The organism is Geobacter argillaceus (assembly GCF_007830735.1).
GTDB lineage: Bacteria > Desulfobacterota > Desulfuromonadia > Geobacterales > DSM-12255 > Geomobilibacter > Geomobilibacter argillaceus.
This window is the reverse complement of the sequence record NZ_VLLN01000012.1, coordinates 19,375-45,352: the sequence shown is the minus strand read 5'-3', so window position 1 is coordinate 45,352 and position 25,978 is coordinate 19,375. Positions and strand designations below refer to the sequence as shown.

The 25,978-nt window shown below is 59.4% G+C and carries 25 protein-coding genes, 1 tRNA gene and 1 other RNA gene; 10 read left to right on the top strand and 17 right to left on the bottom strand.

The window, feature by feature from the left end:
• Window positions 1–65: 65 nt before the first annotated feature.
• Window positions 66–209: a hypothetical protein gene (locus JN12_RS20480; RefSeq protein ID WP_170241900.1), complete on the bottom strand. Its 144-nt coding sequence runs from the start codon at window positions 207–209 to the stop codon at window positions 66–68.
• A gap of 214 nt (window positions 210–423) precedes the next feature.
• Here JN12_RS20480 and JN12_RS10980 point away from each other — a divergent pair, with 214 nt between their 5' ends.
• On the top strand, window positions 424–1,350 hold the full coding sequence (locus JN12_RS10980; protein WP_145022559.1) for a selenium metabolism-associated LysR family transcriptional regulator: 927 nt from the start codon (window positions 424–426) through the stop codon (window positions 1,348–1,350).
• On the opposite strand, the gene JN12_RS10975 is transcribed toward JN12_RS10980, so the two are convergent.
• From JN12_RS10975 to JN12_RS10965, 3 genes are all read right to left on the bottom strand, one after another.
• Window positions 1,328–2,296, bottom strand: coding sequence for an HD-GYP domain-containing protein (locus JN12_RS10975; protein WP_145022556.1), 969 nt, complete (start codon window positions 2,294–2,296; stop codon window positions 1,328–1,330). The genes JN12_RS10980 and JN12_RS10975 overlap by 23 nt on opposite strands.
• A gap of 206 nt (window positions 2,297–2,502) precedes the next feature.
• Window positions 2,503–3,123 carry a general secretion pathway protein GspB gene (locus tag JN12_RS10970; RefSeq protein ID WP_145022553.1) on the bottom strand — a complete coding sequence of 207 codons (621 nt, stop codon included), beginning with the start codon at window positions 3,121–3,123 and terminating at the stop codon, window positions 2,503–2,505.
• Window positions 3,120–4,781, bottom strand: a complete 1,662-nt coding sequence (locus JN12_RS10965) for an AAA family ATPase (RefSeq protein ID WP_145022550.1) — start codon at window positions 4,779–4,781, stop codon at window positions 3,120–3,122. Before JN12_RS10965 ends, JN12_RS10970 begins: the two co-directional genes overlap by 4 nt.
• Before the next feature lie 214 nt (window positions 4,782–4,995).
• Here JN12_RS10965 and JN12_RS10960 point away from each other — a divergent pair, with 214 nt between their 5' ends.
• Window positions 4,996–6,000, top strand: coding sequence for a sodium:calcium antiporter (locus JN12_RS10960; RefSeq protein ID WP_145022547.1), 1,005 nt, complete (start codon window positions 4,996–4,998; stop codon window positions 5,998–6,000).
• Between the two features lie 58 nt (window positions 6,001–6,058).
• On the opposite strand, the gene lpxD is transcribed toward JN12_RS10960, so the two are convergent.
• From lpxD to JN12_RS21015, 6 genes are all read right to left on the bottom strand, one after another.
• Entirely contained in the window at window positions 6,059–7,114 is a 1,056-nt protein-coding gene (lpxD, locus tag JN12_RS10955) for a UDP-3-O-(3-hydroxymyristoyl)glucosamine N-acyltransferase (protein WP_145022544.1), read from the bottom strand.
• A 608-nt stretch (window positions 7,115–7,722) separates the two neighbouring features.
• Entirely contained in the window at window positions 7,723–9,366 is a 1,644-nt protein-coding gene (gene groL, locus JN12_RS10950) for a chaperonin GroEL (protein ID WP_145022540.1), read from the bottom strand.
• 102 nt (window positions 9,367–9,468) lie between these two features.
• Window positions 9,469–9,756: a co-chaperone GroES gene (gene groES, locus JN12_RS10945; RefSeq protein ID WP_145022537.1), complete on the bottom strand. Its 288-nt coding sequence runs from the start codon at window positions 9,754–9,756 to the stop codon at window positions 9,469–9,471.
• A gap of 154 nt (window positions 9,757–9,910) precedes the next feature.
• Window positions 9,911–10,450 (bottom strand): hypothetical protein, encoded by a 540-nt coding sequence (locus JN12_RS10940; protein WP_145022534.1) that lies wholly within the window; start codon window positions 10,448–10,450, stop codon window positions 9,911–9,913.
• A 38-nt stretch (window positions 10,451–10,488) separates the two neighbouring features.
• Window positions 10,489–10,761, bottom strand: a complete 273-nt coding sequence (locus JN12_RS21020) for a DUF507 family protein (protein ID WP_145022531.1) — start codon at window positions 10,759–10,761, stop codon at window positions 10,489–10,491.
• A 37-nt stretch (window positions 10,762–10,798) separates the two neighbouring features.
• On the bottom strand, window positions 10,799–11,083 hold the full coding sequence (locus JN12_RS21015; protein ID WP_145022528.1) for a DUF507 family protein: 285 nt from the start codon (window positions 11,081–11,083) through the stop codon (window positions 10,799–10,801).
• 142 nt (window positions 11,084–11,225) lie between these two features.
• Between JN12_RS21015 and aroF the strand changes: the two genes are divergently transcribed.
• Both aroF and ssrS read left to right on the top strand, forming a co-directional pair.
• On the top strand, window positions 11,226–12,239 hold the full coding sequence (gene aroF, locus JN12_RS10925; protein ID WP_145022525.1) for a 3-deoxy-7-phosphoheptulonate synthase: 1,014 nt from the start codon (window positions 11,226–11,228) through the stop codon (window positions 12,237–12,239).
• A gap of 63 nt (window positions 12,240–12,302) precedes the next feature.
• Window positions 12,303–12,482, top strand: a non-coding RNA gene (gene ssrS, locus JN12_RS10920) — 6S RNA.
• A 64-nt stretch (window positions 12,483–12,546) separates the two neighbouring features.
• Here the strand turns inward: ssrS and JN12_RS10915 are convergent.
• Window positions 12,547–12,810, bottom strand: coding sequence for a hypothetical protein (locus JN12_RS10915; protein ID WP_145022522.1), 264 nt, complete (start codon window positions 12,808–12,810; stop codon window positions 12,547–12,549).
• Window positions 12,811–13,029: 219 nt separating this feature from the next.
• Between JN12_RS10915 and JN12_RS10910 the strand changes: the two genes are divergently transcribed.
• From JN12_RS10910 to def, 3 genes are all read left to right on the top strand, one after another.
• Window positions 13,030–13,106 (top strand) — tRNA-Arg (locus JN12_RS10910).
• 90 nt (window positions 13,107–13,196) lie between these two features.
• Window positions 13,197–13,763, top strand: a complete 567-nt coding sequence (locus JN12_RS10905; RefSeq protein WP_145022519.1) for a glycine cleavage system protein R — start codon at window positions 13,197–13,199, stop codon at window positions 13,761–13,763.
• A gap of 4 nt (window positions 13,764–13,767) precedes the next feature.
• Window positions 13,768–14,274 (top strand): peptide deformylase, encoded by a 507-nt coding sequence (gene def / locus JN12_RS10900; protein WP_145022516.1) that lies wholly within the window; start codon window positions 13,768–13,770, stop codon window positions 14,272–14,274.
• A 64-nt stretch (window positions 14,275–14,338) separates the two neighbouring features.
• Here the strand turns inward: def and hemG are convergent, their stop codons facing one another.
• Both hemG and JN12_RS10890 read right to left on the bottom strand, forming a co-directional pair.
• Window positions 14,339–15,748 carry a protoporphyrinogen oxidase gene (hemG, locus tag JN12_RS10895; RefSeq protein ID WP_145022512.1) on the bottom strand — a complete coding sequence of 470 codons (1,410 nt, stop codon included), beginning with the start codon at window positions 15,746–15,748 and terminating at the stop codon, window positions 14,339–14,341.
• A gap of 21 nt (window positions 15,749–15,769) precedes the next feature.
• Window positions 15,770–16,198, bottom strand: coding sequence for a MarR family winged helix-turn-helix transcriptional regulator (locus JN12_RS10890; RefSeq protein WP_145022509.1), 429 nt, complete (start codon window positions 16,196–16,198; stop codon window positions 15,770–15,772).
• Window positions 16,199–16,353: 155 nt separating this feature from the next.
• On the opposite strand from JN12_RS10890, the gene JN12_RS10885 reads away from it, so the two are divergent.
• Complete coding sequence (locus JN12_RS10885; protein ID WP_145022506.1) at window positions 16,354–17,238, top strand: DnaJ C-terminal domain-containing protein; 885 nt, start codon at window positions 16,354–16,356, stop codon at window positions 17,236–17,238.
• A gap of 99 nt (window positions 17,239–17,337) precedes the next feature.
• Here JN12_RS10885 and JN12_RS10880 read toward each other — a convergent pair whose 3' ends face one another.
• From JN12_RS10880 to JN12_RS10865, 4 genes are all read right to left on the bottom strand, one after another.
• A complete protein-coding gene (locus JN12_RS10880; RefSeq protein ID WP_145022503.1) occupies window positions 17,338–18,300 on the bottom strand; it encodes a peptidylprolyl isomerase in 963 nt (320 codons plus the stop codon).
• 137 nt (window positions 18,301–18,437) lie between these two features.
• A complete protein-coding gene (locus JN12_RS10875) occupies window positions 18,438–19,382 on the bottom strand; it encodes a peptidylprolyl isomerase (protein WP_145022500.1) in 945 nt (314 codons plus the stop codon).
• A 71-nt stretch (window positions 19,383–19,453) separates the two neighbouring features.
• Entirely contained in the window at window positions 19,454–22,933 is a 3,480-nt protein-coding gene (gene mfd / locus JN12_RS10870) for a transcription-repair coupling factor (RefSeq protein ID WP_145022497.1), read from the bottom strand.
• 61 nt (window positions 22,934–22,994) lie between these two features.
• A complete protein-coding gene (locus tag JN12_RS10865; protein ID WP_145022494.1) occupies window positions 22,995–24,068 on the bottom strand; it encodes a GGDEF domain-containing protein in 1,074 nt (357 codons plus the stop codon).
• Between the two features lie 319 nt (window positions 24,069–24,387).
• On the opposite strand from JN12_RS10865, the gene ccsA reads away from it, so the two are divergent.
• Both ccsA and JN12_RS10855 read left to right on the top strand, forming a co-directional pair.
• Complete coding sequence (ccsA, locus tag JN12_RS10860) at window positions 24,388–25,107, top strand: cytochrome c biogenesis protein CcsA (RefSeq protein ID WP_145022491.1); 720 nt, start codon at window positions 24,388–24,390, stop codon at window positions 25,105–25,107.
• A 134-nt stretch (window positions 25,108–25,241) separates the two neighbouring features.
• Entirely contained in the window at window positions 25,242–25,949 is a 708-nt protein-coding gene (locus JN12_RS10855; protein WP_145022487.1) for a cytochrome c biogenesis protein ResB, read from the top strand.
• Window positions 25,950–25,978 lie beyond the last annotated feature (29 nt).

Here is a 25,978-nt window from a genome sequence, read left to right as displayed (position 1 = left end):
GCAAGCCAGCCAGCCGAGCTGTGTCAGCAGTTCCATGAGGTCGCGGCCAAGCGGTGCGATGAGTTCTACAGGGGCACCGGTAACGGGGTGGGGGTGAGTTCCGCGGCATGGAGCAGCAGCCCGGACGGTTTGTTGACGGCGACCATGACGTCATCCTGGTAGATGATTGCAAGTTGTTCCCGGCTGTGCTTTGAGTCGGCGGTTTGCATGTTCTTCCTGACGCGCTTTCGGGTGGCTACTTTTGTGTCACAGCAGGGAGAGTGATTTCAATTGCCGCCAGAGTTCGGAATGGTTGCGGGACCCGGAGCGGCAATTACGGCGAGCGGTCCAGTGCGGAATAGCGCCCGCATTATCCTTGGCTGATTCATTCAGGTCAAGTATTCATTCCGAAAAGAAGAGTTGTCCAGAGCGACAGGAGCCGATATGAACTTTAAGCAGCTGGAGGTGTTCGTTGCCGTTGCCGAATCCAGGAGCTTCTCCAAAGGCGCCGATGCGGCATGTATCAGTCAGTCGACAGCCAGTCAGCACATTGCTGCCCTGGAAGAGTCCTGTGGCGTCAGGCTGCTGGACAGGACCGGCAAGGGGGCCGTCCCCACCGAGGCGGGAAAGCTGCTCCTGCAGCACGGTCGGAAACTCCTGGCGGTCATGAAAAAGACCGAATCGGCAATGGCCAGGTTCGTGGGCGGCCATGAGGCCGAGCTGGCCGTTGGCGGGAGTACCATCCCGTGCACCTACCTCCTGCCACGGATTATCAGACAGCTCATGGTCAGTGCGCCAACCCTGGTAGTCAGAACCAGGCAGGGAGACAGCCGCGAGGTCGCGCAACTCCTGGTCAGGGAAGAGGTGGAGGTTGCGGTGGTCGGCAGCCTGACGGACAACGATGCCCTGACCTTCGAACCGCTGACAAAGGATTCGATCCGTCTCGTGGTCGGTCGGCAGCACCCGTGGTACGGTGTTGACCGTCTGACTCTGGACGATTTGCAGACAGAGCCGCTGGTGCTCAGGGAAGAGGGGTCCGGAACCGGCAGGGCCGTTCAGGTGGCACTGCATGAGGTGGGGTTTGACCCCGGCAGAATGCGGGTGCGAGCCTGGATGGGGAGCAGTGAGGCTGTCAAGCAGGCGGTAATGCTCGGTATCGGCGCTTCGTTCCTCTCGGACCTGTCCGTCCTGAGCGAACTGGAACGGGGGGAACTCTCCGTGGTCGAGATCAGCGGAGTTGCCATCGAACGGATGCTGTATCTCGCCCATCGTAGGGGGCGCGACCTGTCTCCCGCGGCCAAGGCGTTCTGTGCCGCAGCCAGGGAACTGCTCCCGCCGACCGGCGTCGTTACGACGTTGCCTCCGCTTTAGTCCGTCCGCTCAGTATCGCTTCGAATCGCTTGAACAGCTCAACGTTGAATGCCCCGGAGGATTTATCCCGCATGACCCTTATGGCGTCGGCATGGGATAGCCCCTTGCGGTAGGGGCGCTCGGTCGTCATTGCGCAATAAGTGTCGCACAGGGCGGCCAGCTGGGCGCTGCGGGGGATGTTGTCCCCCTTGAGGCCGGTCGGATAGCCATTGCCATCGTACTTTTCGTGATGATGCCGGACGATGGTCAGGGAGACGTCATTGAAGACGCCGATCCCTTTCAGGAAATCGTACCCCTTCTGGGTATGCTGCTTCACCTTGTGATATTCGATATCGGAGAGGGCATCGGGTTTTTCCAGGATATCGCTGGAAATGAAGATCATGCCGAAATCGTGGAGGAGAGCGCCCATACCGACATCGATCATTTCGTCGGTGTTCAGGTCGAACAGCTTGTCGTGGGCCAGCATGGTCAGGGCGGCGACCTGGACGCTATGGACGAATATGTAGTAGTTGTTGGCGATGATGGCCTGAAAGGCCTTGAGGCTATCCTCCGAGTTGGCGACGTATTTCATCAGATGACGGATCAGGCTGCGGCAGCGGGCCAGATTGGCCACTTTTTCCGGACTGTCCAGCACATCGGTAACGTAGTTCGCGGCGGTCTGGTACAGGATAATCCCTTTGGTGTTGTTGCTTATATCGTTGCGCGCCAGCAACGAGTGCAGGTTGTCCTCCAGGTACTCGGTGATGAGATCCATGTCACCGGCCCGGACGTAGAGAAAATCGCTATTGGTCCTCTGCAGCCGGGCACGGTCCAGTTCGGTGAATTTACGGTCATGGTTCTTGTAGAGGATATAGTTTCCGTTGTTCTTGACGAACAGGGCAACTTCGGGAAAGTAGGCGGGGTCGATGCATTCGACGGTTATTGGCCGGAAATAGCGGTCTTTCATGATGCTGTTTTCCCAAAGTCCTGGGCAGACGAGAGCATTACACTGCCTATGATATTGCCGCACTCATGCCGGAGACGACAGATGGATACTGCCGGAAGCTGCCTTGGCGTGAATCTACTGTGAGAACGGTTCCTCGGCCCATATTTACCGCACATCTATCATTTTATCGGAGAGCATGTGCAAAAATTTAATTCTAATGGTGTGCGTCAGCGGGAAGGAAAGGCTGACGCGTAGGAAACCTCGAAGGTCCGTCCCCCCCGAGAGAACTTTACGCTGCGTTCCCTGATTTCGATAATGCGGGCACCGGCAACCTCAGCACCCTCGCCGACGAGGGCGCCATTGACCACTGCCCGCCGCAGGGCTCGTTCCTCCTGCCAGGCGATGCCGGAGATGTTGATTGCCGGGTCAGCCGGCTCGAATGCCGTGACTGGCGGGTCTTCGGCCATTGTCTTGCGCGGTGGCGCTGTCGCTGGCACGGGAGAAACGGTTGCTGTTGGCAGGGTCCGGACCGGTTCGACCGGCATTGGGCGTGTCTGTGGAACTGCCGGTGGCAGTGGCGATGCCGGCCTGTCCTCAGTCCCGGCAGCACTGTTCTCGACCGGATGCGTTGGTGGCGCTGCCGGCCCGGTCCCCTTCAGGAGCATGCCGGCGCCTATGCCGGCCAGGAGCAGAAGCGCCCCTGCCACAACAGGTGTGATCAGCTTGCCGCTTTTCGGTGGCTCGTCGCCATGCCTGCTCAACACCGCGGGGCGGATATCCACCGAGCCTCCGCGGCGGGCCGCGCGTTCCTCTTCCATCTTTCTCAAGGCATCGAGTATCAGGCTCATCGGTTCTGCTCCGTTTGCAAGATTGTGGTCGATCCCCCGTTGAGCTCCGTGTTCGGCTGCTGCTGCCCGGTGTATTGTGAAAATCCGGGCGGGAAAAAGCCGCCTGCCCGCCGGTAAAGGAGGAGCAGGGTTTGCTCGCCAGGCTTGCCATCGGCTGCGAGCCCCTCTGCCCGCTGGAAGGTACGAATCGCCCCGTCCGTCATCGGATCAAAGACGCCGCTTACCGTGCCATCGTAATGCCCGGCACCTTTCAGCAACTCCTGCAGCTGCTTGACCCCTTTTCCCCTGCTTCCCGTCTTCAACCGTGGGGAGATATCGTGGAAGTTTTTCCACAACAGCGTGGCATTGCCAGTCCAGACGGCTGCCAGTTCCGGCCTGGTGAGGGAGGAACGGCCGTTGACGGCAGGGGCAATGGTGGCACCGTTCCGGTCGATACTGACCAGAGCCAGAAGCCGGCTACCACCGCCGGGAAGCGGTATCCGGAGAAGAGCCGGCGTATCGAGCCGGGCCAGGGAGTCCAGCGTGCCGGTTACCTCGGTTGCCGTGAGACCTCGTTGCCGGGCAATGGAGCGGATCTCCATTGCCCCGGCCCCCACCGTCGCTGCCGGCATCTGCCATGCCTTGAGGATGGCGTTTGCTGCTGCCAGGCGGTTCTCCTGTTCAGGGGCGGCGGCAAGTCCTTCCAGGGTGCTTTCCCTGGTGAGGGGGGTAATGCTCTGCTTCACTGTCGTCCTGGCCGGCGGTTGGTTGTTGTACCGGGAAAAGGCGACTGCCCCGACGGCCGCAACCGCCAGGGCGATCAGGGTAGCCCTGATCGTGAAGCGGGGTCCTAACGACGGTGGGCCGTCCCCCTTGCGCATGTCGGCTATGGCCAGCGACGCCATGGCCGGGGTAATCGTTCGGGCCTCCTTCGTATAGGCCAGGAGCAGCGCCCGGTCGCAGACACCGTTGATCAGGCGGGGAATGCCTCCGGAAAACCGGTAGATCCGTTTTACGGCACTGTTCGAAAAGGAGAGCGGCTCGCGGCCGCCGGCGGCCACGGAGATCCGGTGCCGGATGTAGGTGCGGGTATCGGCTAAGCCCATCGGCTCCAGGTGATAATGGACGGTGATCCGTTGATCCAGCTGGCGCAGCTCATTCTTTGCCAGCAGGGTTTTCAATTCGGGCTGTCCGACCAGGACGACCTGGATCAGCTTGGCCCGCTCGGTTTCCAGGTTGGAGATGAGGCGGATCTGTTCAAGGACCTCGATAGAGAGGTTCTGGGCCTCGTCGATGACGAGCACGACAGCCCGGCCGGCCCGGTTCTCCTCCAGCAGAAAGGCGTTCAACGTCTCCAGAAGTTCGCTGATTTCGCTGCCGGTAGAGGGCAGACGGAGTTCGCGGTTGATCGCCTGGAGCAGGCCGATGGGCGACAGGGTGGGGTTGAAGATGAGGGCCGAGCGGTGTGTTTCCGGATCAAGTTGGTTGAGGAGGGTCCGGATGATGGTCGTCTTACCGGTGCCGACCTCACCAGAGAGTTCGATGAATCCGGCCCGCGCGTCGATGGCGTAGAGCAAGTGGGCGAACGCCTCCTGGTGCCTGGAGCTGAGGAAGAGAAAGTGCGGATTGGGCGTGAGGGCGAACGGCGGTTCGCTGAAACCGAAGTGTTCCCAGTACATGGGTAGCCATTGGGCCCGACAGGGCGTGCATGAAGGTTAGTAGACGGCGTTACCCCATCAGCTATATGTTTTAGTCCCGTGCCTTGTCAAGGGATTAGTCGCCCATAGCCGACCGGCGTGCTTTCGGCCAGAAGGAACCGGTCACGGGGTATGATATCGTTTGCGGTTTCAGGGCAAATGATATATCTAATTTTGCTTTGGAAGGAGATCACCCATGTTCAATGCCCTTATGCTGCTGGTGGCGCTCGCCATCATCCTGCTCGGCGCCACTGTCTTTACCAATGGTCTCGAATGGTTCGGGAAGAAAATGAACCTTTCCGATGGGGCCGTGGGCAGCATCTTTGCCGCCGTCGGCACCGCTCTGCCCGAGACCCTGGTGCCGATCATCGCCATCCTGTTCGGCTCAGCGGACGCCGGACACCATATCGGGGTCGGCGCCATCATTGGCGCCCCATTCATGCTCGGCACCCTGGCACTCTTCATCAGTGGCGTTGCCGTCATGGTCAACCGGAAGAAGCGGGACGATTACCCCTTCATGCGGGTGGATACCGTGGTCATGCGTCGGGATATGGAATATTTCCTCATTACCTACGCAGCCGCCATGATCGCCACGTTTTTGACCCATCCCGTGTTCAAGCTGGTCATTGCCGTGATGCTGGTCCTCTCCTACATGGCTTACGTGCTGAAGACCCTGAAGGGGAACGGTCACGAGCCGGTAGAGGAGGCGGACCTCGATCCGTGCTACTTTGCGCCCAGGTCCCACGACCCGCATTTTTCCATCATTCTTGCCCAGGTGGTCTGTTCGCTGCTGCTGATTGTCTGGGGGGCGTACATCTTTGTGGAGAAGGTGCAGGTCCTGTCGCTGCAGTTCGGTATATCGCCGTTCATTCTCGCCATGATCATCGCTCCGATCGCCACGGAGCTGCCCGAGAAGTTCAACAGTGTTATCTGGATCAACAAAGGGAAGGATACCCTGGCCATCGGGAACATAACCGGGGCGATGGTGTTTCAGGGGTCGATTATCACGGCCATCGGCATCATGATGACCGAGTGGAAGCTTTCCCACGCCGCCTTCGTGACCGCTGCGCTGACCTTTGCCTCGGTGGGGCTGGCCTATGGCCAGATCCGGGTTAAAAAGCGGCTGACCCCCTCTACGCTGCTCGTGGGCGGTGCGTTTTACTTTCTCTTTCTCATCCTGGTGTTCACGGGGAATATCTGATGTATACCGGGTACGCCGAACATTCGCTGACTTTCCCGTAACGGTTTTCAGCAGCCGGCTAAACTGCCAGGGGCGTTGTTTGACGTGGCTCCAGTTGTTCCTCCACCTTGGCCAATCGGTTACCTATCTTCGCAAGATTTTTACGCATTTCCGGCAGATGGGGAAAGACTGCGGCTGCTTTGAGTCTTGTCTGGTGAGGAATGGCCGGTGTGCCGCTCAGTATCTCACGTGGCGCCACGCTGCCGAACACTCCCGACTGGCCGGAAATCATGGCGTTATCACCAATCGTAACGTGGCCGACAATGGCGACCTGTCCACCGAGGCTTACATGCTGTCCGAGCTTGGCGCTGCCGGCAATACCGGCTTGTGCTGCAATAATGCACTCATTGCCAATGGTGCAGTTGTGAGCTACCTGGACGAGATTGTCTATTTTCGTGCCGTACCCGATGCGGGTCGTATCGAGGGCCGCCCTGTCAACGGCGGCATTAGCGCCGATTTCCACATCATCTTCTATGATAACATTACCGATCTGCGGAATTTTGAACCATGAAGTGCCATCCGGTGCGTACCCGAAGCCGTCGCTCCCGATGACCGTGCCGTTATGGATGGTGACTCTGTTGCCGATCAGGCACCCTTCCCGTACAGACACCCCTGCGTGCAGCGTAACGTCATCACCTACAACGACCCCTTCGTACAGAGTGACATTCGGATGTAGCGTTACCCGGTCTCCAATGTGAACCCCCTCGGCAATATAGGTGCCAGGGTAGACGGACGCTTCCTTGCCGATGACGGCGCTTTCATCGACATGAGCACCAGCCATAATCCCCCGGGCTTTTCTTGGCTTAGCGGAAAATAAGGTAAGTAGTTTGGCAAAGGCAAGGTATGGATTGGCCACGATAAGCGCATTGTGGTCAAAAGGGTCCGTGTCAGGGGGGATGATGACAGCTGTTGCACGTGTTGTCTGTACCTTCAGGGCGTATTTCCTGTTGGCGAGGAAGGATATCTGTCCTTCACCGGCATCATCCAGGGTACCGAGGCCTCTGATGATAACCGTAGGATCACCTATGATGTGGCCGTCCAGATAATCGGCCAATTCCTGCAATGTTTTATTCACAAGATTTCCTTTTCTGAAAAAAAGCTGTTGGGATTTCGGTGGCTTCTGTTTTGGCGATGGGTCGTGAATGTTTCTCGGTTCGCAATCTACTGGTTTAGGTTGGATGTCAGTATTGCAGCTTTAGTGGGATGACTATGAGGTAGTGTTACTTAATAATTAGATAGATTGGTTGGAACAAATCAAAGTCCATATGTGCAACTGTCAGGGGTGGGTTGTTAGAAATAATTAGTCTTAAAGAGCTGTGAATAATATCGGAGCATTATTCACTGTCCTCAATAGTATAGATAATGCTTTTAAAAGTATATTAAATAGTGTTCGTCCGGAAACCCGCGTCTGGCGTGAACGAGGGGTACCGGCAGCTTGGGATGCCCCCCACCGTCGACAAGTAGCAGTTTGTTTAGCCACAGTAAACTGAGCTTCCTGATTGCCATTTCTTGGTCAAGTGTCAACAAAACTCCTCAATATTATCAGCATCAATTCACCCATAACAAAAACAGCCCTCACCCGACCGAAGTCGAATGAGGGCTGCGAACACTACGTCTTGTGGTCGAAAACTCACCTACTGATAAAACTACTACCTTTTGCTTTGTCCACTGTGTGGACAGTTCTTACATCATGCCGCCCATACCACCCATACCGCCCATGCCGCCCGGCATTGCCGGCATTGCGCCTTCTTCCCGCGGCTTCTCGGCGATCAGCGCCTCAGTGGTCAGCATGAGGCCGGCCACGGAAGCAGCATTTTGCAGAGCGCAACGGGAAACCTTGGTCGGGTCGATGATCCCGGCCTGCAGCATGTCGGTGTACTCGTCATCGGCCGCGTTGTACCCAAAGGCATCCTTGCCGTTCCGTACCTTGTCCACGACGATGGAGCCGTCCACGCCGGCGTTCTGGGCGATCTGACGGATCGGCTCCTCCAGGGAACGCTTGATGACGTTGACGCCGAACTGCTGCTCGGTGGCGAGTGACAGGGCGTCAAGGACGCCCAGTGCACGGATGTAGGCAACGCCGCCGCCGGGGACGATCCCTTCGTCAACCGCAGCGCGGGTGGCGTGGAGGGCGTCTTCGACGCGGGCCTTCTTCTCCTTCATCTCGGTCTCGGTGGCGGCACCGACCTTGATCACGGCAACGCCGCCAACGAGCTTGGCGAGACGCTCCTGGAGCTTCTCGCGATCGTAATCGCTGGAGGTCTCCTCGATCTGGGCACGGATCTGCTTGACGCGACCGGCGATGTCGGCTTCCTTGCCGGCGCCGTCGATGATGGTGGTGTTGTCCTTGTCGATGGTGATCCGCTTGGCGGTGCCGAGCTGGTCAAAGGTGGTCTGCTCAAGCTTGAAGCCGAGCTCTTCGGAGATCACCGTACCGCCGGTGAGGATGGCGATATCTTCCAGCATGGCCTTGCGACGGTCGCCGAAGCCCGGTGCCTTGACGGCACAGATGTTGAGCACACCGCGCAGCTTGTTGACCACCAGGGTGGCCAGGGCCTCGCCCTCGATATCCTCGGCAATGATCAAGAGCGGCCGGCCGGACTTGGCAGTCTGCTCCAGGACCGGCAGGAGGTCTTTCATGCTGGAGATCTTCTTGTCGTGGATCAGGATGTTGGCATTCTCGATATTGACTTCCATCCGCTCCGGATCGGTAACGAAGTAGGGAGAGAGGTAGCCGCGGTCGAACTGCATCCCTTCCACGGTTTCCAGCGAGGTTTCCATTGCCTTGGCTTCCTCGACGGTGATGACCCCTTCCTTGCCGACCTTCTCCATTGCCTGGGCAATGATGTCGCCGATGGTCTTGTCGTTGTTGGCGGAGATGGTGCCAACCTGGGCGATCTCCTTGTGGTCCTTGATCGGCTTGGAAATCTTGACGAGCTCGCCGACGATGGTCTCCACCGCCTTATCGATGCCGCGCTTGATCTCCATCGGGTTGTGGCCGGCAGCCACCAGCTTGGAGCCCTGACGGTAGATGGCCTGGGCAAGGACCGTGGCAGTAGTGGTACCGTCACCGGCCACGTCGGAGGTCTTGGAAGCAACCTCTTTCACCAGCTGGGCGCCCATGTTCTCGAACTTGTCTTCCAGTTCGATCTCCTTGGCCACAGTAACGCCATCCTTGGTAATGAGGGGCGAGCCGAAGGACTTCTCGATAACTACGTTGCGGCCTTTCGGGCCGAGGGTAACCTTAACCGCGTCAGCGAGGGTGTTCACGCCCTTGAGAATGGCGTTGCGACCTTCCTGATCGAATTTGATGACTTTTGCTCCCATGTGACTCCTCCGTTCATTATTTATGAGATATATTTATCTTTTAGGGACAAACGTCTGTCAGCCCTTGCTGGGCCGGCCTGCGACCCTATCAGATTGCTTGAATTACTCGATGACTGCCAGGATGTCATCCTCACGCATCATCAGGTACTCTTCGCCTTCCAGCTTAATCTCGGTACCGGCATACTTGCCGAACAGCACCTTGTCGCCCTTTTTCACGTCCAGAGGCAACACCTTACCGTCTTCGGTCTTCTTGCCATTGCCAACTTCAATGATTTCACCGCGCTGAGGTTTTTCCTTGGCGGTCTCCGGGATGAAGATACCCCCGGCAGTCTTGCTCTCTTCTTCGAGCCTCTTTACGATGATGCGGTCCTGCAAAGGTCTGAGTTTCATGCGGTACTTCTCCTTTCTTCGTGTAAATTCGAGTTGTATTTGGAAAAAAATTAGCACTCACAACTGTTGAGTGCTAATCACGGTCACAATATAAACAGGGCTTGGACAAAAATCAAGGGCGTAAGCAAAAAAATTTAGAAAACGGCAGGGGGGATTACGGAAAGGGTGCTGGCGCTCTGCTCTTCAGTACGTTGAGAATCTGGGCCGCCATCTCACTGGAAAGGCGCATCGCCAGACGGCTCCGCTCCGTTGTAAGGGTGGAGCGATCGTGTTCGAAGAAACTGCTCATGGGGATTTCAGCCTCGTACAGCTGTTCCTGTGTCCCGGCCTTCAGCACTCTGACCCTGGCCTTGACCTGGAGTTCGGTGGAACAGCAGCCGGAGCTCTCGATATAGCTCCAGAGTTCGCCGGAAACATACAGATGATCCGGAGGAAGGGCCTTGGTCACCTCCTGCAGATCGTCCTTGATGATCGAAAACCACTTGATAGAGGTTTGGGCGTGGTTGTCGTTGAGGATGTCGACACAGTTATCGAAGACTGCCGTGGAAAATGTCTCGGGAACCAGGGTGCCGACAAAGGGGAGAATGGGCAGCACTTCCTGGGTAGCCGGAACGGTAAAGGATCTGGCAACCAGCACCCTGTTTTCACTGGCACAGCCGCCAACGAGGAGCAGGGAGGCCACGGCGAAGAGCAAAAACGCTGACTTTCTCAGACTGACGCGCGTACCCGGGATCACCATTTCCGTTTTGCAGCCTCTTCCTGATAAAATTTCCGGTACAGGATCTCCCATTCCCGGCTTCCCGGCACCTTGGCCTGGGAGTAGGAGGCGAGTTTCTTGCGCACCGCCTCGTCAATCTCCTCGGAAACCGCAAAAAAAGCGGTTATCGAGTCCTTAACCCGGTTGAGGGCGCGGGGCTCGTCGCTAAAATCGGCAAGATCGTCGCGCCAGAGCTTCTCCATGACCCGGTGGGCCAGATGGGAAATACGGTCTTCAGAGATATGCATTGAGTATCCTGCCAAGAGTGGATTGACAAACGAACGGTCAGAGGACGATCTTACGCTCCTTGGCCAGCTTTTCCTTGATCATCCTGAGCATCTTGTGGCGGTCAATACCGGCCCCGTCCCCCATGGCGGCGAGACTCTGCTCCAGAAGACGCTCGGCATCCCGCTCCAACGTCTCTTCGGTCTTCTGATCCGCAACAAGTGCGTCCCTGATGGCCTGCACGAGCTTCCCCCGCTCCTTTTTCACCGTGACCAGCTTGGCTGCCAGCAGGTCATCGAGAACTTTTTCGGCAAGGCGGATTATCTGGTCGTCTTTAAGGTGCACAAGGCATTCTCCCCGGTAAATCGCTGTGGTGCCCCATTGTACCCTAATGGCTCGGTTTTGCAAGACCGTTTCCCTGCCCGCCTGTTGACCCGCAGACCTTTGACTGGTAAGGTATGACAAGACTAAGTAATCTGGAGGGGTCATGCTCATCGTCATGCACCACAAGGCAGGAACCAGGCAGATCGAGGCAGTCACCAGGGCAGTGGCAGCCCTGGGACTCACCGCTGCCCCCATACCCGGGAGCGAGCGAACCGCCATTGGCGTGCTGGGAAACAAGGGGTACGTGGACGACTCCACCATACGCGACCTCCCCGGTGTCCAGGAAGTCATCCATGTGTCCAAACCCTACAAGTTGGTCTCACGGGATTTCCATCCGCGGCCGACCATTGTCCGGGTGGGAGGGGTGGAAATCGGCGAAGGCCGTCGACCTGTGGTGGCTGCAGGCCCCTGCGCGGTGGAAAGCGAAGAGCAGATCCTCAAAACCGCCCGTGCGGTGAAAAAAGCCGGGGCAGACCTCCTGCGGGGCGGCGCGTTCAAACCACGCACCGGTCCCCACACCTTCCAGGGACTTCGGGAAGAAGGACTCAAGCTCCTGACCATGGCCGGCAAAGAAACCGGACTCCCCATCGTTACCGAGGTAATGAGCCCCGACAACGTCGGTCTGGTGGCCGAACACGCCGACCTCCTCCAGGTCGGCGCCCGCAACATGCAGAATTTCGACTTGCTGCGGGAAGTGGGCCGCGCAAAAAAACCGGTTCTCCTCAAGCGCGGCATGAGTGCCACCCTGGAAGAGTTTCTCGCTGCCGCGGAGTACATCCTGGCCGAAGGAAACCATCAGGTCATCCTCTGCGAACGCGGCATACGGACCTTCGAGACCGCCACCCGCAACACGCTTGACCTTGCCATTGTGCCGCTTGCCAAGGAGCTGTCCCATCTCCCGATCATGGTGGACCCGTCCCACGCCACCGGCAAACGGAGCCTGGTTTCGCCCATGGCCAAGGCAGCACTGATTGCCGGTGCCCACGGCGTCCTCGTCGAGGTACACCCGGAACCGGAAAAAGCCCTGTCAGACGGACCGCAGTCGCTGACGTTCCAGGGATTTGCCCATCTCATGGATGAAGTAGCCAGAATCAAGGAGTTTCTCGGATCGGCATGACGAAAAAGCCCTTGATTTCCCCCGGAGCGGGGCATAGTATAAGCAACAGTTAAAGATTCAAAGATCTCTCTGCTGTACTCGTGAGGCTGCTGAACCCAGGCGGAACATTTACAAAAAAGGGAACCTTTTCCAGTCGTGGTGTGCTGCCCCATTACGCGGGATTTGCCTGAAGCGGCTTAAAGGTTTCCACCTAGTAGGGAACTCGCTGAGAGGTCCTTGAGCCCACGGTACAGCGGAGAGATTGACAAAAAAAGAGACCGGCAGCTGTCGGTCTCTTTTTTTGTTTGTTGTCATTTTTGTCGGAAGCTCAGGAGGATGGTTTCGTGACGATGTCCCTGGCGGACAGCAGTTCGTTTTTCAAGGCCTCGCCGTCCTTTACGAGCTTGCGGGCTCGCCATTCGTTTCGGGCGTAAGGCGAGAGCAGGTTTAGCGCATGGGATATCTTTTGACTGGTTAGTACCCGTTCCCGGTAGTCATCGAGGAATCCGGCCTTAAGCTCCTTCTTCACGCTGGCAAACTCGTTTTCGAAATAGACAATTACCTTGTCGAACAAGGATTCTTCCAAAATCATGACCGCTCAATCCTATCTATTAAGTTTCACATCTGCAGCACAAAGGCAAAACCCTGCAAGAACGAGATGATGACTTTAGTTCGACATCATCTTCAATTTCTTAAGGTTATTTTGCAGTTATCAGCGACGCTTCTTCATCGGGACCGGGAAAGGCGCAAAAATAAGTTGCGTGGAGCCGTACCATCTGCTATAAAACTGGTTCTTAAAAAAGTAGGTCGAGCGCTCGTAGCTCAGCTGGATAGAGCAACGGACTACGAATCCGTAGGTCGGGAGTTCGAATCTCTCCGAGCGCGCCAACTAAATAAAAGGGTTACAGTGTGATACTGTAGCCTTTTTTGTTTTTTGCTGCTGACGGTTGTTGTCCCAGTCATCGGTCGGGAGGCCCCATGAGCAAATGCCGCAAAGGAAACCTGGTCCACTTCGCCGTGACCATTATCAGCAAAGACCGCCCCGGTATCGTGGCCGACACCACGGAGGTCCTCTATCGCCTCGGCTGCAACATCGAGGACTCCAGCTGCACCATGCTGGGGGGGGACTTTGCCCTGATCCTGATTGTCTCCCACGAGAAGCCGTTCACCAAGGCACGGCTTGCCGACGAGTTCAGGGCACTTCATGAACGTACCGGGCTGGCCGCCCATGTCCGGGCACTGAGCGAAGGGGAGGTCTGCCGCCGGGAGGAGCCGGGCGAGCTCTGCATCATCTCGGTCTACGGTTCGGACCAGCCGGGCATCGTCTACCGGGTGACCAGGGAGCTGGCTGACCGGCAGGTCAACATCACCGACCTGAACACCCGCCTCATCGGCACCAAAGAGGAGCCGGTCTATGTCCTGATGCTGGAGGCGATCCTCCCCGGCGGCATGGGAGTGGACGATGCCGCGCGCCTCCTGGAGAACCTGAAGAAGGAGCTGAACGTGGAGATCGGGGTCAGGAGCATCACCCCGGTGACCCTCTGATACCATGGCCGTCCAGAAGATCCTCCTCTTTCCCCATCCCGTCCTGAAGAAGATGGCCAGGCCGGTGACCTCCTTTGATGACGAGATCCGCCAGCTGGCCGACGACCTGATCGACACCATGCGTGCCGGCCCCGGCTCGGTCGGTGTGGCAGCCCCCCAGATCGGCGCGTCGCTCAGGGTCTGCGTGGTGGATGTCTCCAACAGCAAGCTGGGCAGGGAGAACAACCACGGGCTCCTGGTGCTCGTCAACCCGGAGATCGTGGCCAGGGAAGGGGCGGCGATCATGCGGGAGGGGTGCATGAGCGTTCCCGACTACACCGGCGAGGTGGAGCGGGCGACCGGCATTACGTTGCGGTATCTCGATGGGGACGGGGTGACGCAGGAGATCGCGGCCAGCGGCTACGAGGCGGTGGCTATCCAGCACGAGATGGACCACCTGGACGGGGTCCTGTTCCTCGACCGGATCGTGTCGCTGAAGACCGGACTGTTCAGAAGGAAGAACTACAAGTAAAGCTGTGACTCGTCAAAAGCAGTAATTGGGGGGGAGTTGCGACGGGCAGCTCCCCCTTTCTGCATCAACGTGATAGGAGGTGAGTCAGCCCTTCTTCCGCTGCCCGGTGCGCGGCTGCCACGCAGTCGTTCAGGCCGATGCCGCGGTAGGAGTTGCCGGTGAGAAGCAGGCCGGGATGGCTCTGCAACTGTTCGCCCAGGGCGGCAAGTCTTTTGCCGTGGCCGACGACGTACTGGGGAATCGCCTGCTCGTGGCGGAAGATCCGGATGAAGCTGGGGGGTGCCGTGATCCCCATGGCCCGCTCCAGGTCGTTCCGAACCCGCTTCTCCACCTCGGCATCGGAGAGGGTGAGGTACTGGGGAAAGCAGGCCCCCCCCATCATGCTCCGGAGCAGCACCCGCCCTGCAGGTGCCCGGTTTTCGAAGATGCTGGAATCCCACAGGGTGCCGAGGGTGGACAGCCCCTCCTCCTTGGGGATCAGGTAGCCGAAGCCGTCCAGGTCGCGCCTGATCCGCTCCCGCTCATAGCCAAAGCAGACCACGGTCATGGTCGAGTAGGGGATTTCGTTCAACACCGAGCTGATCCCGGCATCCAGCTCCCTAAGCAGCTCTGCTGTGGCATAGGCCGGAGCGGCCACGATCACCAAGTCGGCATCCAGTTCCTCCTTGTCGGTCGTAACCCGGTAGGGAACGGTCCCGCCGTTGCTGATCCTGACCGCACCGCTGCCGGACCGCACCACCGACGCCCCGAGCTCCGTGGCCAGGATGTCGGTCAGGGTCTGGATGCCGTCCTTGAACGAGGTGAGGACGCCACCGGGACCGGCCGCGCTGGCAACCACCTTGCCTTCGGCAAACTCCTGTTTTTTCTTCTTGGCCAGCTTGATCATCGCCTTGATGAGGCCGCCGTATTCGGCCTCCAGTTCGGCGATGCGCGGGAAACAGGACTTCAGGGACATGGTTTCCGGGTCGCCGGCAAAGATCCCCGAGACCATGGGGGCGATCAGCTTGGCCAGCGCCTCGTCCCCCAGCCGCCGACGACCGAAGGCGGCCAGGGTTTCGTCGGCAGTTCCGGCATACTGCGGGATGAACGGTTCCATGGCCAGACGGAGCTTCCCCGGCCAGGAGATGAGAGCGCTCTTCAGGAATGACGGCCCGTTTTCCGGCAGGCGGTTCAGGATGCCGCCGGAGAAGATGAACCGCTTGCGGGCGTTGTCGTTGCTGCGCAGGAGCTGGCTGTCCACCCCAAGCTGGCGGCAGAGTTCCAGGGTCTGGGGCTTGTTGTCCAGGAAGCCGTTGGGGCCCCATTCGCAGAGAAAACCATCCTCCCGCCGGCTCCAGATCTTCCCCCCGACCCGGTGCTCCTTCTCAAGCAGGGTGATGGCAAGCTCCACCCCGGCCTCCTTTGCCTTTTCCCGCAGCAGGTAGGCGGTTGCCAGCCCGGAAATGCCCCCCCCAACAACGATTGCCTGTTTCACGGTATTCTCCTTTTTACTGCGCTATTCCAGGGTGCCCAAAATCTCGGCCAGGGTCTCGAACGACTGGACCAGCCGCTCCTGGTCCCGTTCAGGCAGCTTTGCCAGCAGGGAGCGGTAGTTCTCCACGATGCCGCGGCGCAGATCCCTGATCAGTTCCTCGCCCTTGTCGGTGGTATAGATGATCACCTGGCGCCGGTTTTCCTCGTCCACAGTCCGGTAGACGAATCCCAGGTTGACCAGCCGGTCGACCATCTCGCTGGCCGAACTCATGGCGATCTGCAGCTCCCTGGCCAGCAGGTTCAGGGGGCAGCTCCCCTTGTCGTAGATGGTCAGGAGCATCTTGTACTGGTTGTAGGTGAGGTCCATCCCCTCGTGGACGATGCTCCTGATTCGGCCCATGACGCGCATGATGGCGGGATAGAGCTGGGCGATACGTTCGATATTTTCCATGATCATTCCGATAGTGCCGAATAGTTCGTATTCCGAAATGTTAGCCGAATGAACTGTGCTTGTCAAGTTGCGTATCGATCCTCACCTCAGGACTGTTGACTTGCCCGTCGACTGCCATTAGATTGTCGATGAGAACGGCATGAAAGGACAGGATAATGGCACAGAAGGATTACTACCAGGCACTCGGCCTGCAGAAGGGGGCAACCCCTGACGAGATCAAGAAGGCGTTCCGTAAGCTGGCGGTGAAGTACCACCCGGACAAGAACCCAGGCGATGCCGCGGCAGAGGAGCGGTTCAAGGAGATCAACGAGGCGTACGCGGTCCTGTCCGACCCGCAGAAAAAGGCCCAGTACGACCAGTTCGGCTCCACCGGCTTCCACGAGCGCTACTCGCAGGAGGACATCTTCCGTGGTTTCGACGTGGGGGACATCTTCAGGGATGCCGGGCTCGGTGACGATATTTTCTCGCGCATCTTTGGTGGTGGGTATCAGCGTGGCGGTGGTGGGTTCAACCGGCGCCGGCGGGGCGAAGACTTCGAGATGGAGTTGAAAGTAACCTTTCAGGAGGCATACGCCGGGGGGGAAAAGCGGGTCGCCTTCAGCAAGAGCGGGGTGAAGGAGACGCTGTCGGTCAGGATTCCGGCCGGCATCGAGAACGGCGCCCGTCTGCGGCTGGCCGGCAAGGGTGGGCCGGGGGGTGGGGGCGGTCCGGCCGGAGACGTCTATCTGAACGTCACCATCAGGCCTGATCCGGTCTATACTCGGGAGGAAGACGATATTGTTATCGAGAGGCAGATTCTCTTCACTGAGGCTGCCCTGGGGGCGTATCTGGAGGTGCCGACCCTTGACGGCACCAAGCGGATCAAGGTGCCGGCCGGCATCCAGCCGGGAACACGGATCAGGCTCAAGGGGCTCGGCTTCCCCCATCTGGGGAGTACCGGCAAGGGAGACTTTTTCGTGCGGATCGGGGTCAAGGTGCCGGAAGAACTCACCCCGAAACAGCAGGAACTGCTGGAGAGTCTGGCAAAGGAAGGGATCTGAAAGGCGGTTACTGGTAACTGGTGACGCGTGACTCGAAAAAAGTAAAGGCCGGATGTCAACGACAACGGCCTTTCGCTTTTACCAGTTACGAGTTACCAGTCACGGCTTTATCTCCACCGTTGCCGCCTTGCGGAGGTCAGTGGTCCACTGGTTGAACCGTTCTTCCGATTTTTTCCGGTAGAGCAGTTCCTCTATGGCTCCCTTGACCACTTCCAGGGGTTTGAACTTGGCAGGGGCCTTTTCTTCCAGCTTGATGATGTGAAAGCCGGCCGGCGTAGCGATCAATTCGCTGACCTCTCCCGGTTTCATGGCGATCACCGTGCTCTCGATCTCCGGGAGCATCTCCCCTTTGCGGAAGGTGCCCAGGTCCCCGGCGTCCTTGGCAGCCGACGTCTCATCCGAATATTTCCGGGCCAGCTCGGCAAAGTCCTTACCGCTTCTGGCCTCCATGAGAACGTTAGCGGCCCGGGACATGGCGTCTTTCACCTGCTCGGCGGTTGCATCTTTCGGCACGCGGAAAAAGATGTGCCGCGCCCGGTAGGTTTCGTCCTCGCTGTAGTTCGCCTTATTGGCCGCATAGTAATCCTGGATTTCCTTTTCGCTGACCTGGATCTTGGCCCGGACCTCCTGGCCCATCAGACGTATCCGCTCCAGCTGTTCCTTGAGCTGGGCCTTGTACTGGTCAAAGGTCAGTCCCTGGGTGAGCAGGGCCGCCACCAGCCCGTCCTGGGTCATGTTGTTCTGCTTCTTGATCTCTTCGACCGCCTGCCGGACTTCCTCCTCGCTCACCTGGATGTTCAGCTCCTTGATCTTCTCCTGGACCAGACGCTTGTCGACAAGCCCGTTCAGGGCGGCGGTGCGGACCTGCTGCCGGATTGCATCGGTCACGGGCCCGCGTTTTTCGGCCTCCTTCAGGAGCTGGGCGGTTTCCCGGTTGACCTCATAGATGGTAATGACGTCGTCGTTAACCGTTGCCGCGATACCGCTCACGATCTCGGCAGCCGCCGGTGAGGCGAGGGCAAGGACAAACAAAAGAATGGAAGCAATAGTATGGTTTCTCATAATGCCACTCTTTTACCACAGAGGCGTGAAGGAGGGGAACGGATTTCTTTATCGGGATACTACGTAAGATTGCTTCGTGTGTGCCACTGATTTCATGTCAACGAAAAAAGGCCGGGAGTTGATCCCGGCCTTCCTTGTTATTTTTTCACTTCCTGTGCCTTCGGCTCGGCCGGCGGCATGGCGGCGGCCCCCTTGGCCTCGCCGGATGCTACCCCGCCAAGGCTCTTCAGCACATCTTCCTTGATGGTGTACTTGCCGCTCTTCTTCAGCTCATCCTTCAGCTTCTGGAAGATCTCCTGCTGCTTGCTGGGCAGGATGGCTGCCTTGATCTGGTCCTTGACATCGGCAAAGCTGCGGGTGCCGGCAGCGCGCTTGCCGGTAACCTTGATGATATGGAAGCCGAACTTGGTCTTGACGATGCCTGAGGTCTCGCCTTCCTTGAGAGCGAAGGCGGCCTTGGCAAATTCGGGAATCATTGCCTCTTTGCCGAACCAGCCCAGATCGCCACCTTTGGCGGCGGCCGAATCGATGGAGTATTTCTTGGCCAGTTCCTCGAAGTTGCCGCCCGCCTTCACCTTTGCCAGGACGTCCTGGGCGGTCTTCTCGTCCTTCAAGAGGATGTGGCTCGCCTTGACCTCGTCGCCGCTCTTGAATTTCTCCTTGTTCTGGTCATAGAACTTCTGGAGCTCCTCGTCCGTTACCTTGGACTGTTCATCCACCTTCTTCTTCAGGTAGACTTCCACCACAAGCCTCTTTTTCAGGTCTTCCAGCTTGTCCTTGACGGCCGGGCTGTTCTCGATGCCGTCTTTCCTGGCATCCTGGAGGATCAGCTCGCGGATGATCATGGTCTCCAGCATCTCCTTCTTGCCGTCGGCGCTTTCGGCCATCGGTTTCAGGTAGGGAGGGAGATTCTCCACTTCTTTCTTGAACTCGTCCACCGTGATGTTGGTGCCGCTCACTTCGGCCAGCACCGGGCCACTCTTGGTTTCTTTCTTGGCTTCGCCGGCCTGTTTCTGGCAGCCGGCCAGGGCGACCAGGGCAATGGCCACCGTAGCGAGGCGCATCATACGAACGTGGATCATGACAGCTCCTTCAGGGGAAATTTGGTGTGAAAACGCACTAGGCGCAGTATAACCGGTCGGAACCTAACATATCAAACAAGGCGGTTCAAGACATTTCTGGCTTCGGTCAGGACCCCGTCGAAGCCGGTGTCCGGGAGCTCAACCACCAGCCGGAACTCGGGGGTGAACTGGTATTTCTTCGGCTGCTGGCGGATGAGGGCGATGATGGTATCCGGCGAAACCGGGGTCTTCTGGTGGAAGGAGAAGATCAGCCGCTGGCCGTCAAACTCCACTTCCCGGATGAGCAGCTCCTTCAGCCGCAGCCGCAGCCGCATCACCTCCAGGAGATAACCGGCGGCCGGCGGCAGCTTGCCGAAGCGGTCCACCAGTTCGGTCAGGACATCGTCGATGTCTGTCGAGGCCTGTGCCTGGGTCAGCTTTTTGTAGAGGACGAGGCGCTGGTTGGCGTCCGGGACGTACTCTTCGGGAATGAAGGCCGGAATCCGGAGCTTGATCTCCGGCTCCACCCGCTCCACGGTCTCCTCTCCCTTGAGGCGCTGGATCGCCTCCTCCAGGAGCTCGGTGTAGAGTTCGAAGCCGACCGCGGCGATCTGCCCCGACTGGCGTCCCCCCAGCAGGTCGCCGGCGCCGCGGATCTCCAGGTCGTGGGTGGCGATCCGGAAGCCGGCCCCCAGCTCGGTGATCTCCTGGAGAATCTTGAGCCGCTCCCGCGCGTCGGGAGGGATGGCCCCCTCTGCCGGGATGAGAAAGTAGGCGTAGGCACGCACCTTGGAGCGGCCGACCCGCCCCCGCAGCTGGTAGAGCTGGGCCAGGCCGAAGGCGTCGGCCCGGTTGACGATCAGGGTGTTGGCAGACGGGATGTCCAGCCCGGACTCGATGATGGTGGTGCAGAGCAGCAAGTTGGTCTCGCCGTGCATGAAGCCGAGCATCACCTTTTCCAGCTCCCCTTCGTTCATCTGGCCGTGCCCCACCGCAATCCGCGCCTCCGGCACGATCCGCTGCAGGTGCTCGGCCATGGCGCCGATGCTCTGGACCCGGTTGTGGACGAAGAAGATCTGGCCGCCGCGGCGCAGCTCCCGCAGCACCGCCTCGCGGATCAGTTCGTCGTTGAACCTTGCTACAAAGGTCTTGATGGCCAGCCGATCCACCGGCGGGGTATCGATGATGGAGAGGTCGCGGATCCCCATCATCGACATGTACAGGGTCCGGGGGATCGGGGTGGCGGTGAGGGTCATGATGTCCACCGTGGCCCGGTACTTCTTGAGCCGTTCCTTGTGGGCCACGCCGAAGCGCTGTTCCTCGTCGACGATCAAAAGCCCCAGCTCCTTGAACGTCACGTCCTTCTGGAGCAGGCGGTGGGTGCCGATGATGATGTCGACATTGCCTTTCTGCACCCCTTCCAGGATCGCCTTCTGTTCCTTGGGGGTGCGGAAACGGGAGAGCATCTCCACCTTTACCGGATAGGCCTTGAACCGCTCCCGGAACGATTCCATATGCTGCTGGGCCAGGACCGTGGTGGGGACCAGGACCGCCACCTGCCTGCCGTCCATCACCGCCTTGAAGGCGCCGCGCATGGCCACTTCGGTCTTGCCGTAGCCCACATCGCCGCAGATCAGCCGGTCCATGGGGCGGGTATGCTGCATGTCGCTCAGCACGTCTTCGATGGCCGAGAGCTGGTCCGGCGTCTCCTCGTAGGCAAAAGAGGCCTCAAACTCCTTGTAGAGGTCGTCGGGGGGGGAGAAGGCAATCCCTTCCTGGATCTGGCGGGCGGCATAGAGCTGGAGGAGTTCATCGGCCATCTCCTCGATGGCTTGCCGCGCCTTGGCCTTGGCCTTTTCCCAGGAACTGCCGCCGAGCCGGTCGATGCGCGGCTCAAGCCCCTCGGCCCCCACATAGCGTTGCACCAGCCCGAGCCTGTCCACCGGCAGGTAGAGCTTGTCACCACCCGCGTACTCCAGGAGCAGGAAGTCACCGGCCACGCCGCCCAGGGCGAGGTGCTGGAGCCCCCGGTAGATGCCGACCCCGAACTCCAGGTGGACCATCGGGTCACCCGGCTTCAGCTCCGCCAGGGAGGTCAGGACCTGTTTCTTCTTCAGCTCAGAGACACCGCGCCGTCTGACCCTCTGGCCGAATATCTCCTCTTCGGCAATGATCGCCACCCCGAACTCCGGGAGACGGCAGCCGCGGGACAGTTCGCCGACCATCACCTCCACCCGCTGGTCGCGCCGGGCGAGAACGTCGGCGAATGGCTCCTCGGCCATATGGAGCGGTAGTCCGTAAGGGGTGAGCAGCTCCAGGAGCCGCTGGGCCTGTCCCTGCTGGTGGCAGGGGAGGAACGGCCTTACCCCGGCGGCGAGCAGTCCCTGCAGCTTCGTCGCCAGCGGTCGGAGAACCCCTTCGCTGTCAGGGGCCAGGTCGATCCTGAGGTCCCGGTTGTCCTGCACGTCAAAGCGGAAAACCGCTGCATCTTCTTCTGTCCCGGACAGTTCCAGGGCCGGTATCGTCACCCGCCGCCCTAGTCCGATCAGCGTCTCCACGGCATCGGCATCGCAATAGAGCTCTTCCAGGGGGGCGAAGATCCGGTCATGTTCCAGTGCCCGCTGTTCGGCCCGGGCCAGGTCGGCGGCAAAGGCCTCCCGGGCGGCGACGACCCCCTCGGGATCGACCAGGATCGTGACGCAATCCGCTCCGGCATAGTTGAAAAGGGTTTCCAGCGGGCCATGGAACATCGGCTGGAGAAATTCCACCCCGGCCGGGTAACAGTCGTTCTGCAGCTGCTCCATGAGCTCGCGGCGGCGGACCACCGGGATGTCAAGATCGTCGCAGCGCCGTTTCAGGCGGGCCGCAAAGGCCTGCACGGACGCCGGCATGAGGATCACCTCCCGGGACGGCAGGAGCACCAGTTCGGCAAGGGGGTGCAGGGAACGCTGGCTGAGCGGGTCGAAGGTGCGGATCGTCTCCACGAAATCGCCGAAGAATTCCACCCGGACCGGCGAGGGCAGGGCAGGGGGAAATATATCCAGAATCCCGCCCCGCACCGCAAAGGTCCCCCGGTCCTCCACCAGCGGGACCGGGGCGTAGCCGAGGTTCACCAGTTTCTGCAGGAGCGCCTCCCGGTCCAGTTCCTCGCCGGCCACCAGGTAGAGTGAGGCGTCGCCGAGTACCTGGCGGGGGATGACCCGCTGGCTAAGGGCGGACCAGGGGGTTACCACGGCCCGGGCACTGCCGTTCATCAGGGCCGAAAGGGTTGCGAGCCGTTCGCCGGTGACGTCGGGATGGGGCGAGACGTTTTCCAGGAGCTGGGTATCCCAGGACGGAAAGAGGTGTATTGCCTCCGGCCGGGCGCTGTAGAAGCGGAGTTCCTGGCAGAGCTCGGCAGCGGTGTCGCTGTCGGCAGTGACGATCACCAGGGGGCCGCCTTTACGCTCGGCGAGAAACGAGAGGACGAAGGCCGGCGCCGAACCATGCAGCCCGGATAGCCGGACCCGGGCCTGGGCAGGGTTCAGCGCTGACAGGAGTTTTTTCAGGAGGGTATCTGCGGGGGCGATCATGGGGAAATACTCTGAACTATCGCCAGCCAAGGTGCAACCAAAAATTGTAGGAAATGCGGGGCTACAGCCCCGGCAGTCGGCCCTGGCCGGCCTGGTTGGCCTTATCCCCCCGGGGGGCCGGTGTGTCGGCGGTTACGAGACGGTTCTTGCCGCCCCGCTTCGCCTTGTAGAGCGCCTGGTCCGCCCGCTCCACCAGGTTGTGGACATTGAGCCGGTCACCCTTGGTCATGGCCGCCACTCCGATGCTTGCCGTTACCCGGTGCGTCTGACCATCGAATTCAAAAGTCGTATCGCCGAGTCGCGTGAGCAGCCGCTGGGCAACCTCTGCCGCCTTCAGCGCCGGCGTCTTTGGCAACAGCACGGCAAATTCTTCGCCACCGTAGCGGGCCAGCAGGTCGGTGCCGCGAAAGCTCTCCTTGAGAAGCCGGCCGAAGCGGGCCAGGACCTGATCGCCGGCTTGGTGCCCGTAACGGTCGTTCACCAGTTTGAAGTCGTCCAGGTCGATCAACAGCAGGGAGAGGGGGAGCAACTCCTTCCTCCCCTCCAGGTTGAGCATTTCGTCAAAAGTCCGACGATTAAAGAGACCGGTCAGTCCATCCTGCATTGCCATTTCTTTGACACGGGAATGCTCGACGGCATTCTGCAGTGCCATGGCAAAGGATGAGGTGAGGTTGTCGCGGAAGCTGTCCGAGAGCCCCCCCTTGTCCCGTTCAGTCGGCCAGATCTCGATGCACCCCATCTCGCCCGGCAGGTCGAGACGCTGGCAATTGTCCCATTTAAACGATACGTTGGCAGCCTTGAAGGTGAGTTGCTTTTCGGTAAACGGCAGGATCATCGGCTCGCGTCGTCCCTGGGCAGGGGCATAGCTGATGGTCTTGCCGCCGGCCTCCGGGGTGAGCCGGAAGACGATCATCCGGTACGGCGTATAATCGTACAGCTGACGGGCAGCACTGGCACAGACGCTGTCAGGGTCAAGGGTCGCAATGACGGCACAGGTGAACTGGCTGAGAAAAATTGCCTCGTTCAGTTCCTGAAGCTGGTTTGCCGGCGATGCAAAGCCAACGGACTGACCCAAGCCGGTACACAGGTTATTGGTGTATGGAGTGGTAAATGGGGTAGAAATCATGCTTTTCATCCGTTTGTCTCCACGTATCGCCTAAATGGATACACCGACACTGCATGAATTTAATGTTGAATGTCTAAAGCATTAAAAATGCCAATCATTTAACTGGTTGAATTTGCTACTGGTTGTGCGACATAGCCGTTGCGTGCAGTGGATACATGTGCCGACGGAATGTTTTTTTCAAATATTTGACATGGGCAGGGCCGGCAGTGGCATGACGAACAGCTATTGTGGCGGATATTGGGCCACATTTACCTTGACCCTCCTTTTTCCACCGGTGTACTGTGCGCAGAGTTGCAAACGCCCCAATTTCAGTCCGGACTATCACTCGATGAAATGGCTCCTCCTCACCGCAACCGGCATCACCCTGTTCGGCGGCTTCCGGCGCCCGCTGCTGGCCACCGGCATCCTGCTCGAACTGGCCTACCTGGCCATCCGCGGCATGGACCTGGGACGGCTCCCCCTGATCGGTCCCCATGACACCCTGGTCTTCTTTTCCACCTCCATCGGCATCATGGCACTGCCGTTCCTGTTTGTCCCCTCCCTGCGGGACACGGAACTCTTTCCCTGGCTGACCGGCTTCACCGTGGCGTTTTTTGCCCTGCTGTCGCTCCCGTTCCCGGCCTTTGCCATGCCGATGCCACCGATCCTCAACACGCTCTGGTTCGAGCTCCACGTGGCCCTGGCCTTTTTCGCCTACGCTCTTTTTGCCATCGGGGCGCTTCTGGGGATACTCTTTCTGAAGGATGGGCACCGCCACCTGCTGGATCTCCAGTACAAGGCAGCCCTGGTGGGGTATTCATTTTTCTCCGCCTCCATGGTCTCCGGCGGCATCTGGGGGTACTATGCCTGGGGCACCTACTGGCTCTGGACCCCAAAGGAACTCTGGACCTCCATTCTCTGGCTCTTCTATACGCTCTATCTCCACCTGCGATTGAAGGGGAGCAGCTGGGAGCGGGCCGTGGCCTGGGGTGGGATCGTCGGCTTCGGCATCACCCTGTTCACCTACCTGGGGGTGAGCATACTGATGAAAAGCTCGCACAGCTTCTGACGGAGAATTCAACGCGGAGAGACGCGGAAAAGATCGGATTGACACAGAAGAACCCGAAAAACAGGCTTCAGTTTTAGCCGTGCAAATCCGCTGTTATCAGCGTCCTTCCGCGTTGAATTGTTAAAGGTATTTTCATGCTTTCTGCCCTCTATAACCGCCTTGCCTCCCTCACCCTCGGCCTCTGGCTCCTGGCCGGGGTCTGCCTTGCCATGGCGGTCGGCTCTTTCGTGGCGGGCGAAGGGTCGGCCATCAATGAACTGCCGCTCTTCGTCTGGCTGCGCGAAGCCCCGCCCCGAGAAACCTGGTGGCTCTGGCTGACCCTTGCCGTCCTCGTTCTCCTGGTGGTCAACACCATCCTCTGCAGCATCGACTCGCTGCGGGCCAAGTGGCAGCGGGGAAGCTTCCTGATGCGGATCGTGCCGCAGGTCATGCATCTGGGCTTCCTCCTGATCGTCCTGGCGCACCTGCTCAGTGCCACCGGTTCCCTCAAAGAGTCTTTGCAGGTGCGGGAAGGGATGTCCATCGGTTTTCCCGACGGTTCCCGGGTGGAGATCGCCGGACTGGCCGTCACCTACGGGAAGATGGGGATGCCGACCGACATGAGCGCCACCATCCGTTATGCCGATGGGGGGATTGCCAGGAGCGCCACCATCAGACCCAATCATCCGCTCTTCTACCAGGGGGTCGGCATCTACCTGAAGGAGGTGGCACTGGTCCCCTACCGTGCCGGCCTGCTCGAGATTCACAAGGAGCCGGGCGGCGGCGCTGCCCTGGCCGGTGCCCTCCTCTTCACCGTCGCCAACCTGGTGCTGCTGGCCAAGCGGCGGGGAAGAAATCCGTGACTGGTGACTCGTAACTGGTGACCGGTAAC

Bases quoted from the DNA above. Each gene is read 5' to 3' on its own strand.
- JN12_RS20480 (WP_170241900.1), bottom strand. From the start codon at position 209: ATGCAAACCGCCGACTCAAAGCACAGCCGGGAACAACTTGCAATCATC.
- JN12_RS10980 (WP_145022559.1), top strand. From the start codon at position 424: ATGAACTTTAAGCAGCTGGAGGTGTTCGTTGCCGTTGCCGAATCCAGG.
- JN12_RS10975 (WP_145022556.1), bottom strand. From the start codon at position 2,296: ATGAAAGACCGCTATTTCCGGCCAATAACCGTCGAATGCATCGACCCC.
- JN12_RS10970 (WP_145022553.1), bottom strand. From the start codon at position 3,123: ATGAGCCTGATACTCGATGCCTTGAGAAAGATGGAAGAGGAACGCGCG.
- JN12_RS10965 (WP_145022550.1), bottom strand. From the start codon at position 4,781: ATGTACTGGGAACACTTCGGTTTCAGCGAACCGCCGTTCGCCCTCACG.
- JN12_RS10960 (WP_145022547.1), top strand. From the start codon at position 4,996: ATGTTCAATGCCCTTATGCTGCTGGTGGCGCTCGCCATCATCCTGCTC.
- groL (WP_145022540.1), bottom strand. From the start codon at position 9,366: ATGGGAGCAAAAGTCATCAAATTCGATCAGGAAGGTCGCAACGCCATT.
- groES (WP_145022537.1), bottom strand. From the start codon at position 9,756: ATGAAACTCAGACCTTTGCAGGACCGCATCATCGTAAAGAGGCTCGAA.
- JN12_RS21020 (WP_145022531.1), bottom strand. From the start codon at position 10,761: ATGCATATCTCTGAAGACCGTATTTCCCATCTGGCCCACCGGGTCATG.
- aroF (WP_145022525.1), top strand. From the start codon at position 11,226: ATGCTCATCGTCATGCACCACAAGGCAGGAACCAGGCAGATCGAGGCA.
- JN12_RS10915 (WP_145022522.1), bottom strand. From the start codon at position 12,810: ATGATTTTGGAAGAATCCTTGTTCGACAAGGTAATTGTCTATTTCGAA.
- JN12_RS10905 (WP_145022519.1), top strand. From the start codon at position 13,197: ATGAGCAAATGCCGCAAAGGAAACCTGGTCCACTTCGCCGTGACCATT.
- def (WP_145022516.1), top strand. From the start codon at position 13,768: ATGGCCGTCCAGAAGATCCTCCTCTTTCCCCATCCCGTCCTGAAGAAG.
- JN12_RS10890 (WP_145022509.1), bottom strand. From the start codon at position 16,198: ATGGAAAATATCGAACGTATCGCCCAGCTCTATCCCGCCATCATGCGC.
- JN12_RS10885 (WP_145022506.1), top strand. From the start codon at position 16,354: ATGGCACAGAAGGATTACTACCAGGCACTCGGCCTGCAGAAGGGGGCA.
- JN12_RS10880 (WP_145022503.1), bottom strand. From the start codon at position 18,300: ATGAGAAACCATACTATTGCTTCCATTCTTTTGTTTGTCCTTGCCCTC.
- JN12_RS10875 (WP_145022500.1), bottom strand. From the start codon at position 19,382: ATGATCCACGTTCGTATGATGCGCCTCGCTACGGTGGCCATTGCCCTG.
- mfd (WP_145022497.1), bottom strand. From the start codon at position 22,933: ATGATCGCCCCCGCAGATACCCTCCTGAAAAAACTCCTGTCAGCGCTG.
- JN12_RS10865 (WP_145022494.1), bottom strand. From the start codon at position 24,068: ATGAAAAGCATGATTTCTACCCCATTTACCACTCCATACACCAATAAC.
- ccsA (WP_145022491.1), top strand. From the start codon at position 24,388: ATGAAATGGCTCCTCCTCACCGCAACCGGCATCACCCTGTTCGGCGGC.
- JN12_RS10855 (WP_145022487.1), top strand. From the start codon at position 25,242: ATGCTTTCTGCCCTCTATAACCGCCTTGCCTCCCTCACCCTCGGCCTC.